The 12,957-nt window shown below is 67.8% G+C and carries 11 protein-coding genes, 1 tRNA gene, 1 riboswitch and 1 other annotated feature; of the genes, 9 read left to right on the plus strand and 3 right to left on the minus strand.

All coding sequences use genetic code 11. From position 1 onward, the window contains the following. The first annotated feature begins 49 nt into the window (after positions 1-49). A tRNA-Met gene (locus tag ABDV78_RS12940) sits at positions 50-126 on the plus strand. Between the two features lie 147 nt (positions 127-273). Here ABDV78_RS12940 and ABDV78_RS12945 read toward each other — a convergent pair. Next, positions 274-582 carry a hypothetical protein gene (locus ABDV78_RS12945; protein WP_343527798.1) on the minus strand — a complete coding sequence of 103 codons (309 nt, stop codon included), beginning with the start codon at positions 580-582 and terminating at the stop codon, positions 274-276. An 86-nt stretch (positions 583-668) separates the two neighbouring features. After that, positions 669-890, plus strand: a riboswitch (cobalamin riboswitch). Between the two features lie 177 nt (positions 891-1,067). Between ABDV78_RS12945 and ABDV78_RS12950 the strand changes: the two genes are divergently transcribed. From ABDV78_RS12950 to ABDV78_RS12985, 8 genes are all read left to right on the plus strand, one after another. After that, the gene (locus ABDV78_RS12950; RefSeq protein WP_343527799.1) at positions 1,068-3,248 is read left to right on the plus strand and encodes a TonB-dependent receptor; all 2,181 of its coding nucleotides are present in this window, start codon (positions 1,068-1,070) and stop codon (positions 3,246-3,248) included. After that, on the plus strand, positions 3,235-4,671 hold the full coding sequence (locus tag ABDV78_RS12955) for a PepSY domain-containing protein (protein WP_343527800.1): 1,437 nt from the start codon (positions 3,235-3,237) through the stop codon (positions 4,669-4,671). The genes ABDV78_RS12950 and ABDV78_RS12955 overlap by 14 nt, the downstream gene beginning before the upstream one ends. A gap of 53 nt (positions 4,672-4,724) precedes the next feature. Next, positions 4,725-5,396, plus strand: a complete 672-nt coding sequence (locus ABDV78_RS12960; protein ID WP_343527801.1) for a glutathione S-transferase family protein — start codon at positions 4,725-4,727, stop codon at positions 5,394-5,396. Continuing rightward, the gene (locus tag ABDV78_RS12965; protein ID WP_343527802.1) at positions 5,383-5,742 is read left to right on the plus strand and encodes a tRNA-binding protein; all 360 of its coding nucleotides are present in this window, start codon (positions 5,383-5,385) and stop codon (positions 5,740-5,742) included. The genes ABDV78_RS12960 and ABDV78_RS12965 overlap by 14 nt, the downstream gene beginning before the upstream one ends. Before the next feature lie 130 nt (positions 5,743-5,872). Beyond that, entirely contained in the window at positions 5,873-6,811 is a 939-nt protein-coding gene (locus ABDV78_RS12970) for an alpha/beta hydrolase (RefSeq protein WP_343527803.1), read from the plus strand. A gap of 69 nt (positions 6,812-6,880) precedes the next feature. Continuing rightward, positions 6,881-6,936, plus strand: a sequence feature (sul1 is cis-regulatory element that is thought to sense ions involved in sulfur or methionine metabolism; They are found in Alphaproteobacteria). A gap of 70 nt (positions 6,937-7,006) precedes the next feature. Then, entirely contained in the window at positions 7,007-8,488 is a 1,482-nt protein-coding gene (locus ABDV78_RS12975; protein WP_343527804.1) for a SulP family inorganic anion transporter, read from the plus strand. Between the two features lie 70 nt (positions 8,489-8,558). Further along, positions 8,559-9,560, plus strand: coding sequence for a beta-eliminating lyase-related protein (locus ABDV78_RS12980; RefSeq protein WP_343527805.1), 1,002 nt, complete (start codon positions 8,559-8,561; stop codon positions 9,558-9,560). After that, the gene (locus tag ABDV78_RS12985; protein ID WP_343527806.1) at positions 9,557-10,477 is read left to right on the plus strand and encodes a DMT family transporter; all 921 of its coding nucleotides are present in this window, start codon (positions 9,557-9,559) and stop codon (positions 10,475-10,477) included. Before ABDV78_RS12980 ends, ABDV78_RS12985 begins: the two co-directional genes overlap by 4 nt. On the opposite strand, the gene ABDV78_RS12990 is transcribed toward ABDV78_RS12985, so the two are convergent. Both ABDV78_RS12990 and ABDV78_RS12995 read right to left on the minus strand, forming a co-directional pair. Further along, complete coding sequence (locus ABDV78_RS12990) at positions 10,387-11,226, minus strand: NAD(P)-dependent oxidoreductase (protein WP_343527807.1); 840 nt, start codon at positions 11,224-11,226, stop codon at positions 10,387-10,389. The two genes, ABDV78_RS12985 and ABDV78_RS12990, sit on opposite strands and share 91 nt — an antisense overlap. 13 nt (positions 11,227-11,239) lie before the next feature. Beyond that, on the minus strand, positions 11,240-12,952 hold the full coding sequence (locus tag ABDV78_RS12995; RefSeq protein WP_343527808.1) for a M28 family peptidase: 1,713 nt from the start codon (positions 12,950-12,952) through the stop codon (positions 11,240-11,242). Positions 12,953-12,957: the final 5 nt, after the last annotated feature.

A 12,957-nucleotide genomic window follows, 5' to 3' on the forward strand; every position in this document is an offset into this window, starting at 1 on the left:
CGAACACACATAAAACCCATTCACTCGTCATCGCCCATATACACACCTCCGCGGGGTGGAGCAGCCCGGTAGCTCGTCAGGCTCATAACCTGAAGGCCGCAGGTTCAAATCCTGCCCCCGCAACCATTCCGAAAAGCCCGCAAGTCTAATGACTTAGCGGGCTGTCTCGCGTTACGCTGACACCCCTTTTCCATAAGGCAGCGCCGTTCCCGTGCGCTCGGACTCGGACGCTGATCACCTCCACGATGATCCCCAAGTCGATCGGAAACCGCTCTATCGACGTCGGCCACGCGGGCCGCCTGCACCGGCGCCCGCCATGGGAGGCTCCGCCGACTCCGTCAGTTCCACCACGTCAAAGACATAGCTGGCCCAGCCGCGCTGGCGGACGGCCTCGGCCATGGCGGTATCCTTGCTTGCGGCGTCCTTGCGCGATTTGGCATGGCCCCAGAAGACTTCGGTCCGCCCGTCGGCCCGCTCCGCGACGATGCGCCAGTAATGGGTGAAGGGGGCCGATGTCGGGCCGATCGTCTTCACATATCCGTCGGGCAGCGTCGCGGTCAGATATCGGGTCTTGCGGGCCATTCGCCGCCCATAACGCAAAACAGGACGGCGCGGCACTCGCTTGACGCCAAGGGCAATATCCCCCAACCAGAACGGGACCGGAATAATCCGGTCATGATCGCGCCGGTTCTCCCGACAAGGGGGATTAAAAGGGAACGCGGTGAGGGTGGGCGACCATCCGAATCCGAGGCTGTCCCTGCAACTGTAAGCGGTGAGCGGATGAGCACGAACCGGCCAAGCTCGGTTCAGCCACTGGGGTAACCTGGGAAGGCGCTTCGATCCGCGATGACCCGTGAGCCAGGAGACCTGCCGGCGTCAGGTCGCTCATGCCCGGTCCAGGGGATGGCCGTGGTTAAGGTCTTTTCCGACGAGCGACGCCAAAGGTGGCGGAGGCGCAGGGGTGGCCATGACGAGTGCGGAAAAGCGTGCCGTTCGCATGGCACCCGGCCGTTCGGATCGAGCGGAAAGCCTCGGCTTGTTCGCAGCAAGACGCTATGGGCTATTGTATGTTATATCATTACGTGATTCGTCAGTCGGGTCATGCGCTGCTGTGCGGCGGCGCGCTGATCCTGGGAGCCGTCCCGGCCATCGCACAGCAGGGCGATCCGCCCGTCGGCGGGGATAGCACCGTCCTGGTCGTCGGAGCCCGTGTGAAGCAGGCGCTCGACACACCCAATGCGACCGGCAGCCGGCTGGGACTGACCCCATTGGAGACGCCCGCCAGCATTACCTCGCTCGATGGTGATATGATCCGGGCACGCGGCGACCTGTCGATCGTCGAGGCGGAAACGCGCGCACCGGGCCTGTCGAGCGTCGCCAATCCGGGCAATGGCGGCACCGCGCTGTCGGCGCGGGGCTTTTCGGGGCAGGGATCGGTGCTGCAACTGATCGACGGGTTGCGGCTGTTCCCGGCGGCGGGGACGATCACCTTTCCGACCGATCCGTGGATGGTCGAGCGGATCGACGTGCTGAGCGGTCCCGCCTCGGTCCTGTATGGGCAGGGGGCTCTGGGCGGCGCGGTGAACGTCGTGATGCGCAAGCCCACCGCCCGGACCCAGGGGCAGGCCGAGATCGGTTATGGCGCGCAGGACAGCCTGCGTCTCGCGGCCGGGATCGGCGGTCCGGCGGGTGATACGCTCGGCTACCGCGTCGATGCCAGCTATCGCCGATCGGACGGATATGTCGATCGGGGGGATTCGCACAGCTTCGCGCTGTCGGGAACGCTGAAGTGGCAGCCGACGTCCGAGCTGGCGGTGACGATCCGCGGCGATCATGGCGACCAGCACCCGATCGGCTATTTCGGGACACCGCTGATCGACGGGCGGCTCGATCTGCGCGTGCGGGATCGCAATTACAATGTGGGCGACGGACGGATGCGCTTCCGCGACGACCGCGCCTCGGTCCAGATCGACTGGACGCCGAGCGCGAATGTCAGCCTGTCCAACATCACCTATTACCTGACCAGCGATCGTTTCTGGCGCAATCTGGAGAGCTATTGCTGGGTGGGGGCGGCCGGCGTTTGCGGCAATGGTTCGACCGGCACCCCCGGCACGATCCAGCGCAGCAGCAATTACGGCATCCGTCACGACCAGACCCAATGGGGCGATCAGGCGAGCGTCACGCTGCGCACCCCGCTGAGCCCCGGTATCGCCAACGCGCTGGTGGTCGGCGTCGATGCCAATCTGGTCCGCTTCACCCATGAGAACGACTTCGGATCGGCGGCGCAGGTCGATGCGGTCGATCCCTTCGCCTTTGATCCCGGCCGCTTCCTCGACACGCAGGGGATCGCGCCGCGTTACCGGACCCGCACCGCCGCGCTGGCGGTCTTTGCCGAGGATCGGGTGACGCTGGGCCGGAAATGGTCGGTGGTCGGTGGTTTCCGCTACGAGGAGGATCAGGTCCGCCGCTGGGCGATCAGCTATCCGGGCGGTACGCGGACCGACAGCTTCGCCTTTGAAAAGACCTTCCGCAACGCGACCTGGCGGGCGGGTGTCGTCTATCAGCCGGTGCCGAACCTGTCGCTTTATGGCCAATATGCCACCGGCGTCGATCCACTGGCGACGCTGACCACCGTGTCGACCGGGCAGGTGCGGTTCGGCAATGCGCGTGGGCATCAGGTCGAGGCGGGGGCGAAATGGCTGTTCCTGGGCGGCCGGGGCAGCGCGACGCTGGCGGCCTATCGCATCGTCAAGACCGGGCTGCTGGCGCAGCGCACCCTGTCGAGCCCCGTCGAACAGGTGGGGCAGCGATCGGCGCAGGGGATCGAGGCGGCGGTGTCGGTCGATCTGCCACAGGGGTTCGGGATCGATGCCAATGGCACGGTGCTGGATGCCCAGTTCGATGATTTCCGGTCGAGCGGCGTCGACTATACCGGCCGCACCCCGCCGAACGTGCCCGAGACGCTGGGCAATCTGTGGCTGCGCTGGGACGCGTCGGCCAAGGTACAGGCGCGGGCCGGGCTGCGTTATGTGGGGCCGCGCTTTTCGGACAATGGCAATGCGTTCCGTATTCCCGGCTATGCGACGGTGGACACGACCCTGTCCTATGCGTTGAGCCCACGCCTCGCGCTCGACCTGCGGGTCTATAACCTACTCGACAAGGCCTATGCGATCACCGCCTATGGCGACCAGCAATGGATATTGGGGCGGCCACGCTCGCTGGATGTGGGCATTCGTGCGGCGTTCTGAGCGCAATTGGGGAAGGTCGGCCCTGCGGCTGGCCTTCCTCGTCCATCGCTGGGCGGGGATCGTCGCATGCCTGTTCTTCGCGATGTGGTTCGCGAGCGGATTGGTGATGCTCTACATGCCCTATCCCGCGCTGTCGCCGGCGCAGGGTTGGGCGGGGGCCGAGCCGATCGACTGGAGCCGGGTCGGTCGTGCGCCGCAAGGCCAGGGTGGTGCCCGGCGGATCACGCTGGAGATGCGGGACGGCGCGCCGGTCTGGCGGATCGATGGGGCGGAAGGTGACACGCATATCCTGTCGGCGGAAGCGGGGGCTGTCCCTGTCGCCGTCGATACGGCCTATGTCCGCCGCGTCGCCGCGCGCTTTGGCGGGGCCGAGGTGGCGCGGGTCGAGGCGATCGGGCATGACCAGTGGACGGTGGCGGGCGGTTTCGACCGGCATCGTCCCCTGTGGAAGGCCGATCTGGTCGATGCCGCCCGGACCGAACTCTATGTCTCCAGCCTGACCGGGCAGGTGGTGCAGCGAACGACGCGCAGCCAGCGCGTCTGGAACTGGCTGGGCTCGGTGCCGCACTGGATCTATCCCACGGTGCTGCGCCGTGACGGCGGGCTGTGGCGGCAGGTGGTGATGTGGGTGTCGGGGCCGTGCATCGCGGTCGCGCTGACGGGTCTGTGGATCGGTATCCTGCGCCTGCGGGCGGGGCGGCGGCGATATCGCGACGGGCGGATGACGCCCTATCGCGGCTGGATGCTGTGGCATCATGTCAGCGGATTGCTGGGCGGTGCGATGCTGACGACGTGGATCGTCAGCGGTTGGCTGTCGGTCGACCCGGGGCATGCCTTTGCCGGGTCGGCCGCGCCGCCCGAGGCGATGCGGGCCTATGCGGGCCAGGCGGGGGAACCCGTCGCGCTGGATCGGCTGGCACGAATTGCCGTGGGGGCGCGCAGCGTCGAGTGGAGCGGCGATGCGGGGCTGAAGCGGATCGCGATCGACCGCGCTTCGCCCCATCCCCGCTGGCTGGATCGGCAAAGCCTGGCCCCGGCGCGGGCCAGCATCCCGGCGCGCGCCGCGATGCTGGTGCCGGGCGGGCGGCTGGTGGCGAGCGAGCGGCTGGCGCGTCCCGACTTCTACTGGACTTCGCCCACGCGCCTGCCGGTCGTGCGGATGCGGTTCGACGATCCGGCGGCGACATGGCTTTACGTCGATCCGATGAGCGGTGCGCTCGTCCAGCGACAGGACCGCACGCGGCGCGCCTATCGCTGGGTCTATACGCTGCTGCACACCTGGGACTGGCCGTGGCTGACCGCGCGGCGCCCCGCCTGGGATGCGTGGATGTGGCTCTGGTCGATCGCCGGCATGGTCCTGTCGGTCAGCGGGGTGGTGGTCGGCTGGCGGCGATTGCGGCGTCCCGCGCGCGGGGGCGGGTGAAAACATCGCCATCGGGCTTGGCGCGGAGGGTCGCGCCCGCTTAGATGGGGCGCATGTGGCAACTCTACCAATTCCCGCTCTGTCCCTTTTCGCGCAAGGTCCGGCTGCTGCTGGGGGAGAAGGGCGTCGGATATGAATTGGTCCGCGAATCGCCGTGGCAGCGGCGCGACGAGTTCCTCGACATGAATCCCGCCGGACAGACCCCGGTGATGGTCGATGAGGAACGCGGCGTGCTGCTGGTCGACTCGATGGCGATTTCGGAGTTCTTTGAGGAGACGGTCGACAAGTCCGCGATGATCAACGGCACCGCCGTCGGCCGCGCCGAGATCCGGCGACTGGTGACGTGGTTCGACACGCATTTCTATCAGGACGTGACCGGCCCGTTGCTCCACGAGCGGATGGTCAAGCGTGTCGCCCGCACCGGCAGCCCTGATGCCAAGGGCTTGCGGGAGGCGATGAAGGCGGCGGTCGGCCATCTCGACTATACCGATTATCTGCTCGACCATCGCAACTGGCTGGGCGGTGCGACGATGAGCCTGGCCGATCTGGCGGCGGCGGCGCAGATTTCGGTCGCCGATTATCTGGGCGGCATCGACTGGAAGGGGCATGAACAGACCGCGCGCTGGTATCGCGGGCTGAAGAGCCGCCCCTCGTTCCGCCCGCTCCTGTCCGAGCGGATGGAGATGGTCACGCCGCCATCGCATTACGACAATGTCGATTTCTGACGCGCCCGTCGCCACGATCGGGATCGAGGATTTCCTGGCGGTCGACATCCGCGTCGGCACCATCATCGCCGCCGAACCTTTCCCCGAGGCGCGCAAGCCCGCGATCAAGCTGACCATCGATTTCGGCGAGGAACTGGGCGTGAGGCGATCCTCGGCACAGATCACCCGGCATTATACGCCCGAAACGCTGGTCGGGCGGCAGGTCGCGGCGGTGGTCAATTTCCCGCCGCGCCAGATCGGGCCGATGATGTCCGAGGTGCTGACGCTGGGCTTCCCGGATGCGGAGGGGCAGGTGGTGCTGATCGGGCCCGATCAGGCCGTGCCGGATGGCGGGCGGCTGTTCTGAGGCAGGCATCGCCCTGACCCGCTGTGGGAATGTGATTGTTAGCCTTAACATTTTGCTTGCGCGCCACCTTGCGAAGCGTACCATCCCCGCTCGACCGTCGGGACATAACCCACGGAGAACAGGAGGGGATATGACATCCAATCGCTGGGCCGGCCATGCTCTGGCCGCCCTGTTGGCGCTTTCGGTCGCCACGCCCGCCATGGCGCAGAATGACCGGATGACACCGATCGCAACGCCCGCACAGCCAAATGCCATCGCGCTGAACACCGGCCCGCTGCCCGGCGCGAGCAATGCGGAAAGCTGGCACAGCCAATATGACAGCGTGTTCGCCCGCAACGTGACCCAGGCGACGCTGACGCCTTTCCTGCCCGATCCCGCCAAGGCGACCGGCGCGGCGGTGATCGTCGCGCCCGGCGGTGGTTTCCGCACCCTGTCGATGCAGAATGAGGGCTGGGACGTCGCCAAGGCGCTGGCCGCGCGTGGTATCGCCGCCTTCGTCCTGAAGTATCGGCTGAACCAGACGCCTGCCGATATGGGCGCGTTCGAAAAGTCGATGGCGGCGATGTTCTCCAGCGTCGCACGCCCCGCCGCACGGCCCAGCCCCGCCGATGCGTTGAAGGGCCTGTCGCCGCAGGTCGCCGATGCCCGGGCCGCCTTTGCCCTGGTCCGGTCGCGCGCCGCCGAGTGGAAGGTCGATCCCGACCGGATCGGCATGGTCGGCTTCTCGGCGGGCGCGATGCTGACCGTCGCGACGGTGCTCGACGGCCAGGCCAAACCGGCCTTTATCGGCGACATCTATGGTCCGCTCCAGCCGATGACGGTCCCGGCCGATGCACCGCCGATGTTCGCGGCGATCGCCGCCGACGATCCGTTGTTCGCGGGCAAGGGCTTCGGGCTGGTCGACGCCTGGATGGCGGCGAAAAAGCCGGCCGAGTTCCACCTGTACGGCCAGGGTGGTCATGGTTTCGGCATGTATCCGAAGACGACGACCAGCACCGGCTGGTTCGACGCCTTCTACCGCTGGATCGTGATGGAGGGCTTCCTGAACGCAAAGGGGAAGACCGGGTAATTCCTCCTCTCATGGCGGGGGAGGGGGTTGCCCTTCCCCCGTCTTGCCGGTTAAACGCGCCGTCATTCGCAAGGACCCGGTGCAATTCCGGGTGGCTATTCCGGCCGCCGATCCGCCGGACAACGGCAAGCCATGACCCTTTATCCCGCTCCCTTCGGTGAGGGCGGTCGTCATGCGCGATATTCCGGTATATTCATGACTGTTGAAACCTGTCGAACCCAATGGTTCTCGACCCTGGGCGAAGCGCGTCGCGACGTGCTCGCCGGGCTGGTCGTTGCCCTCGCGCTGATACCGGAGGCGATCGGATTCTCGATCATCTCCGGCGTCGATCCGCGCGTCGGGCTCTATGCCTCGGTCGCGATCGCGATCGTCATTTCCTTTCTGGGCGGGCGGCCCGCGATGATCTCCGCCGCGACCGCCGCCGTCGCGGTCGTCGTGACCCCGCTGGTCCGCGACCATGGCGTCGATTACCTGTTCGCCGCGACCATCCTGATGGGGGTGATCCAGATCGTCGCGGGGCTGCTGCGCCTCGATCTGGTGATGCAGTTCGTGTCGCGTTCGGTCATCACCGGCTTCGTCAACGCGCTCGCCATCCTGATCTTCATGGCACAATGGCCGCAACTGACCGGCGTGACCTGGCACAGCTATGCGATGGTCGGCGCGGGCCTTGCCATCATCTACCTTCTGCCGCGCGTGACCAGGGCGGTGCCCTCTCCGCTGGTCGCGATCCTGGTGTTGGCGGCGATCAGCATCGCCCTCGATCTGCCGGTGCGCACGGTCGGCGACATGGGGCGGTTGCCCGAGGGCCTGCCCAGCCTGGCCCTGCCCCATGTTCCGCTGACCTGGGAGACGTTGCGGATCATCCTGCCCTATTCGCTGACCATGGCGGCGGTGGGCCTGCTTGAATCGCTGCTGACCGCGCAGATCGTCGACGACATGACCGACAGCGATAGCGACAAGCGGCGGGAGTGCCTGGGGCAGGGGGGCGCGAACATCGCGGCGGCCCTGGTCGGCGGCATGGGCGGCTGCGCGATGATCGGCCAGTCGGTCATCAATGTCAGTTCGGGCGGGCGCAGGCGCCTGTCGACGCTGACCGCCGGGGTCGTGCTGCTGATCCTGCTCGCCGGGCTCGGGCCGATCGTCGGGCGGATCCCGATGCCCGCGCTGGTTGCCGTCATGATCATGGTGTCGATCGGGACGTTCAGCTGGAACGCGATTCCCAATCTGCGCCGCCATCCGCCGACCTCCTCGGTGGTCATGCTGGTCACGGTCGCCGTGGTCGTCGCCACCCGCGATCTGGCGCAGGGCGTGCTGGCCGGAGTGCTGCTGTCGGGCATCTTCTTCGCGGGCAAGGTCCGCCGCCTGTTCGCGGTCGAGCGGATCGAGGAGGGCGAAGCGGTCCGTTACCGGGTGACGGGGCAAATCTTCTTCGCCTCGGTCGACCGCTTCACCCGCGCCTTTGCGGCGGAGCGGGGACGGCCGGTGCTGATCGACGTGTCGGCGGCGCATTTCTGGGACATTTCGGGCGTCGGCGCGCTCGACAAGATCGTGGCCCGTTTGCGCCGCGACGGTTCGCTGGTCGAGGTGATCGGCTATGATCGGGCGAGCGCCGACCTGGTCGACCGCTTCGCGCTGCACGACAGGACGGGGGTCGAACTGGGCGCGGTGCCGCACTGACGCCAGGACAGGACGGATGGAAGGGAAGCGGTGTTGACCTGGTCCACCGCCTCCCCCAAACGCATGGGCCATGCGCTTCTTCTCGGACAACGCCGCCCGTATCCACCCCAAGGTGATGGAGGCCATTGCCGGGGCCGATCAGATGGATGCCGCGTATGACGGCGATCGCTGGTCCGGGGCGCTGGACGGGCGGCTGTCCGAGCTGTTCGGTACCGGGGTCGAGGTGCTGTGGGTGCCGACGGGCACCGCCGCCAACTGCCTGGCGCTGGCCGCGCTCTGCCCGCCTTATGGCGGGGTGGTCTGTCACCGCGACTCGCATATCCAGAATGACGAGGGCGGTGCGCCGGAATTCTACACGCACGGCGCGAAGCTGATGCTGGCCGATGGCGAGGGGGCCAAGCTGACCCCCGATACGATCCGGGGCGTGATCGACGCCATCGCCAACGACGTGCACAGGGTCCAGCCGCACGCCATCTCGATCACCAATGCCACCGAATATGGCCGCGTCTACAATCCCGACGAGGTCGCCGCGATCGGGGCGCTGGCGAAGGAGCGTGGGCTCGGTTTCCACATGGACGGTGCGCGTTTCGCCAATGCGGTCGCGCGGCTGGGCTGCACGCCGGCCGCGCTGACCTGGCAGGCGGGGGTCGAGGCGCTGTCCTTCGGCTTCGTCAAGAACGGCGCGATGAGTGCCGAGGCTTTGGTCTTCTTCAAGCCCGGTCTGGCGGACGTCACCCGCCGCCGCCGCAAGCGGGCTGGGCTGTTGATGTCCAAGGGCCGCTATCTGGCGGCGCAGTTGCTGGCGATGGTCGAGGACGATCTGTGGATCGCCAATGGTGCGCTCGCCAATGCCTGTGCCGAGCGGCTGGCCGGCGCGGCGGGTGAGCGGCTGGTCCACCCGGTCGAGGCGAACGAGGTCTTCCTGCGCGCGACCCCGGAGGAAGCCGCCGCGCTGCGTGCGCAGGGCTTCGACTTCTATGACTGGGCGGAGGGCGAAATCCGTCTCGTCACCGCCTGGGACACGGATGCCAAGGTGGTCGGCCGCCTCGCCGATGCGATCGCCGCGCTATGAGCGAGTTCGACACCGGCCCCCGCTCGACCCGCGCCTCCGTCCTCATTCCCTTCGCCATCGTCACGCTGATCTGGGGATCGACCTGGCTGGTGATCCGCGACCAGATTTCGGTCGTCCCCGCCACCTGGTCGGTCAGCTATCGCTTCCTGATCGGCGGTCTCGCCATGGGCGCCTTCGCGCTCGCCCGGCGGGAGAGTTTCCGGCTGGGCACGACCGGCCTGTTGTTCGCGGCCGGGATCGGGTTGTTCCAGTTCGTGCTGAACTTCAACTTCGTCTACCGGGCGGAGGCCTATATCACCTCGGGCCTCGTCGCGGTCGTGTTCGCGATGCTGCTGATCCCCAATGCCGGTTTCGCGCGGATCTTCCTGGGGCAGCGCATGGGGCGGCAATTGCTGGTCGGCTCCGCCATCGCGATGGCGGGTGCGGCGCTGCTGTTCGTGCATGAGGCGCGGGTCGATCCCGCCGGGCCCGCCCGCGCGCTGACCGGCATCGCGCTGACCCTCATTGCGATCCTGTCTGCTTCCATCGCCAATGTCATGCAGGCGACCAAGACGGCCAAGCGGTTCCCGATGCATGCGACCCTGAGCGTCGCGATGCTGATCGGATCGGCGCTCGACGCGCTGATCGCGTACAGCCTGAACGGGCCTCCGGTGTTCGAGATGCGCGCGGGCTATGTCGCGGGCATCGTCTATCTCGGCCTGTTCGCCTCGGCCCTGGCCTTCCCGCTCTATTACCGGGTGTTGCGGGCCATCGGACCGGCCAAGGCGGCCTATTCCAGCGTCATCGTCCCCGTCATCGCGATGAGCCTGTCGACCGTGTTCGAGGGTTATCGCTGGTCGCTGCTGGCGGGGGCGGGCGCGGGCGTCACGGCGCTGGGGCTGGTCATCGCGCTTAAGGCGCGCAGGCCCAACCGGTAATCGGGATAGCGGGGCCGCCAGCCCAGCACCCGCTTCGCCTTGCCGTTCGCCACCCGCCGATTCTCGGCATAGAAACCGCGCGCCGCGTCGGACAGGCTTTCGAGCGGTACCAGCGGCGGCGGCGCCACCCCCGCGAGCGTGGCGGCATAGCTGACGACCGCATCCTGATCGCAGGGGAAATCGTCGGACAGGTTGTACGGTCCCGCCGGCCCCGCGAACCCGGCGATCACGCCCGAGACGATGTCGGCGATATGGACCCGGCTGAACACCTGTCCGGGGAGGCCGACACGATGCGCCCGCCCGGCCCGCACCCGGTCGATGGGGGAGCGGCCGGGGCCGTAAATGCCCGGCAGGCGGAAGACGCGCGCGTCCAGCGCCTGCCATTCGGCATCCGCCGCCGCCCGCGCCGCGCGTCGCCCGGACCCGATCGGGGCAGTTTCGTCGACCCATGCGCCGCCCGTATCGCCGTACACGCCGGTCGAGGACAGATAGCCCAGCCACGCCTGCGACTGGGCCAGTTGCGCGCCATAAGCGACCAGGACCGGATCGACCTCACCCGCCGGTGGCACGGAGGACAGGATATGCGTGGCGGTGGCGATCTCCGCCGCCACACGTTCCCGGTCGTCGAAACGCAGCGTGCCGCCGCGCCCGTCGCGGGTCGTCCCCGTGACCGACCAGCCCCGGCCCTGCAGCAGCGCCGCGAGATGCCCGGCGGCATAGCCCATGCCGAAGACGAACAACCGATTCATGCTCCGCACCCCATCACCGAACCGCCATCGGCCCCTTGTAGAGCGTGCCGAAATAGTCGCCCTTGTTCCACACCGGCCTTTCGGGCGCGTCGGCGATCTCGCGCGCGATGGCATAGTTCACGCTGACGAAGCGCGGCCCCTGGCTCCAGTCGATGCCCTGGTCCACCTCGTCGCCGGGCCGGTGATAGCGGTGGCTCATGAAGTCCTCGACCGCGGCCTTGCCGGGGCCCTTCTGGCCCGGCCAGAGGAAGACCGAGGGGATGCCCTTCTGCACGAAGCGGAAATGGTCGGAGCGGACGAAGACCCCCTGTTCGGGCATCGGGTCGGGCGAGACGGGCAGGCCAAGCGCGCCCACCGCCTTGCGCACGATCGGCCCCAGCGTCGAGCGGTCCGCGCCGAACACCACCATGTCCTCGAACCTGTAGGTCAGGATCGGCATGTCCAGATTGACGTCGGCCACGATCGAGGTCAGCGGCACGGTCGGGTGATTGGCGAAATAGTCGGAGCCGACCAGCCCCTTTTCCTCCGCCGTCACCGCCAGGAACATCACGGTGCGTCCGGGTGGCGTCGTGGCGGTCTTGAAGCGCCGGGCCTCCTCGATCAGGCTGGCGATCCCGATGGCGTTGTCGAGCGCGCCATTGTTGATCCGGTCGCCATCGCCGCCATCATCGGTGCCGATATGGTCGAGATGCGCCGACAGCACGACCACTTCGTCCTTCAGCCTGGGGTCGCTGCCGGGGATCAGGCCGATGATGTTGCTGCTGTCCATCGGTTTGAAGCTGGTCTTGGACGCGACGGTCAACTGCCCTTTCGCGAGCAGCGGCTTATAGGCGGGCCTGGCCGCCTCCGCTGCCTTCATCACCGCGTCCCAGCCCCTGCCGAACAATTTGGTCGCGCCTGCCTGTGACAGGGTGCCGAGCACCGGGGTCGAGGGCGTCATCGCATGGGCGGTGCCGTCGGGATTGGCCCAGGTCACGCGCGGCGCGTCGTAGAAGCTGGCGAGCGACGCGAAGGACCGCTGGCGCGGGCCGGATCGCGGCATGTCGATCTGGATCGCGCCCACCGCGCCGTGCGCGGCGGCCAGCGACGCCTTGTTCCCCGCCGATCCCAAGAAGGCCCGCGCCTCGCCGTCCAGCCCCTCGGGCGTGCCGGGGACGAACGCGACGATCTTGCCGCGCACGTCGACGCCCTTGTAATCGGTCAGCCCATATTGCGCGGCATCGATGCCGTAGCCGACAAAGACCACCGGCGCGGACAGGCTGGTCTCGCGCCTGTCGGGCACGGGCAGGGGCACGAAATCCTCGCCGAACGCCAGTTCGCGTGGCGGACCGCCCGGCGGGGTCCACAGCGCGCTGCCCTTGTCCGCGACCCGATAGGCGACCAGCGGCACCTTCTGGAGATAGCCGCCATCGTCGCCGCCAGGGCGCAAGCCCGCGGCATAGAATTGCGCGGCGACATATTGCGCGGCGATGTCATAGTCGCGCGTCCCCGCCTCTCGCCCCGCCATCGCGTCGGACGCCAGGAACATGACATGCGCCTTCATGGCGGCCTGATCCTCCGGCAGGGGCGCGGTGATGACGGCGTTGCGCGCCGCCGGACCAGGCGGGTTCGCGGGAGCTTGCGCGGCCGGGGCGGCGGCCTGCACCGGCTGAGGATCGAGGTCATGGCTGACGGCGGCGGTGGCGGACAGGAAAAGCAGCGGCAACAAAGCCGTCGAACGCGACATGCAGA

The organism is Sphingomonas sp. (assembly GCF_039594485.1).
GTDB lineage: Bacteria > Pseudomonadota > Alphaproteobacteria > Sphingomonadales > Sphingomonadaceae > Sphingomonas.

Bases quoted from the DNA above. Each gene is read 5' to 3' on its own strand.
- ABDV78_RS12945 (WP_343527798.1), bottom strand. From the start codon at position 582: ATGGCCCGCAAGACCCGATATCTGACCGCGACGCTGCCCGACGGATAT.
- ABDV78_RS12950 (WP_343527799.1), top strand. From the start codon at position 1,068: ATGTTATATCATTACGTGATTCGTCAGTCGGGTCATGCGCTGCTGTGC.
- ABDV78_RS12960 (WP_343527801.1), top strand. From the start codon at position 4,725: ATGTGGCAACTCTACCAATTCCCGCTCTGTCCCTTTTCGCGCAAGGTC.
- ABDV78_RS12965 (WP_343527802.1), top strand. From the start codon at position 5,383: ATGTCGATTTCTGACGCGCCCGTCGCCACGATCGGGATCGAGGATTTC.
- ABDV78_RS12970 (WP_343527803.1), top strand. From the start codon at position 5,873: ATGACATCCAATCGCTGGGCCGGCCATGCTCTGGCCGCCCTGTTGGCG.
- ABDV78_RS12975 (WP_343527804.1), top strand. From the start codon at position 7,007: ATGACTGTTGAAACCTGTCGAACCCAATGGTTCTCGACCCTGGGCGAA.
- ABDV78_RS12980 (WP_343527805.1), top strand. From the start codon at position 8,559: ATGCGCTTCTTCTCGGACAACGCCGCCCGTATCCACCCCAAGGTGATG.
- ABDV78_RS12985 (WP_343527806.1), top strand. From the start codon at position 9,557: ATGAGCGAGTTCGACACCGGCCCCCGCTCGACCCGCGCCTCCGTCCTC.
- ABDV78_RS12990 (WP_343527807.1), bottom strand. From the start codon at position 11,226: ATGAATCGGTTGTTCGTCTTCGGCATGGGCTATGCCGCCGGGCATCTC.
- ABDV78_RS12995 (WP_343527808.1), bottom strand. From the start codon at position 12,952: ATGTCGCGTTCGACGGCTTTGTTGCCGCTGCTTTTCCTGTCCGCCACC.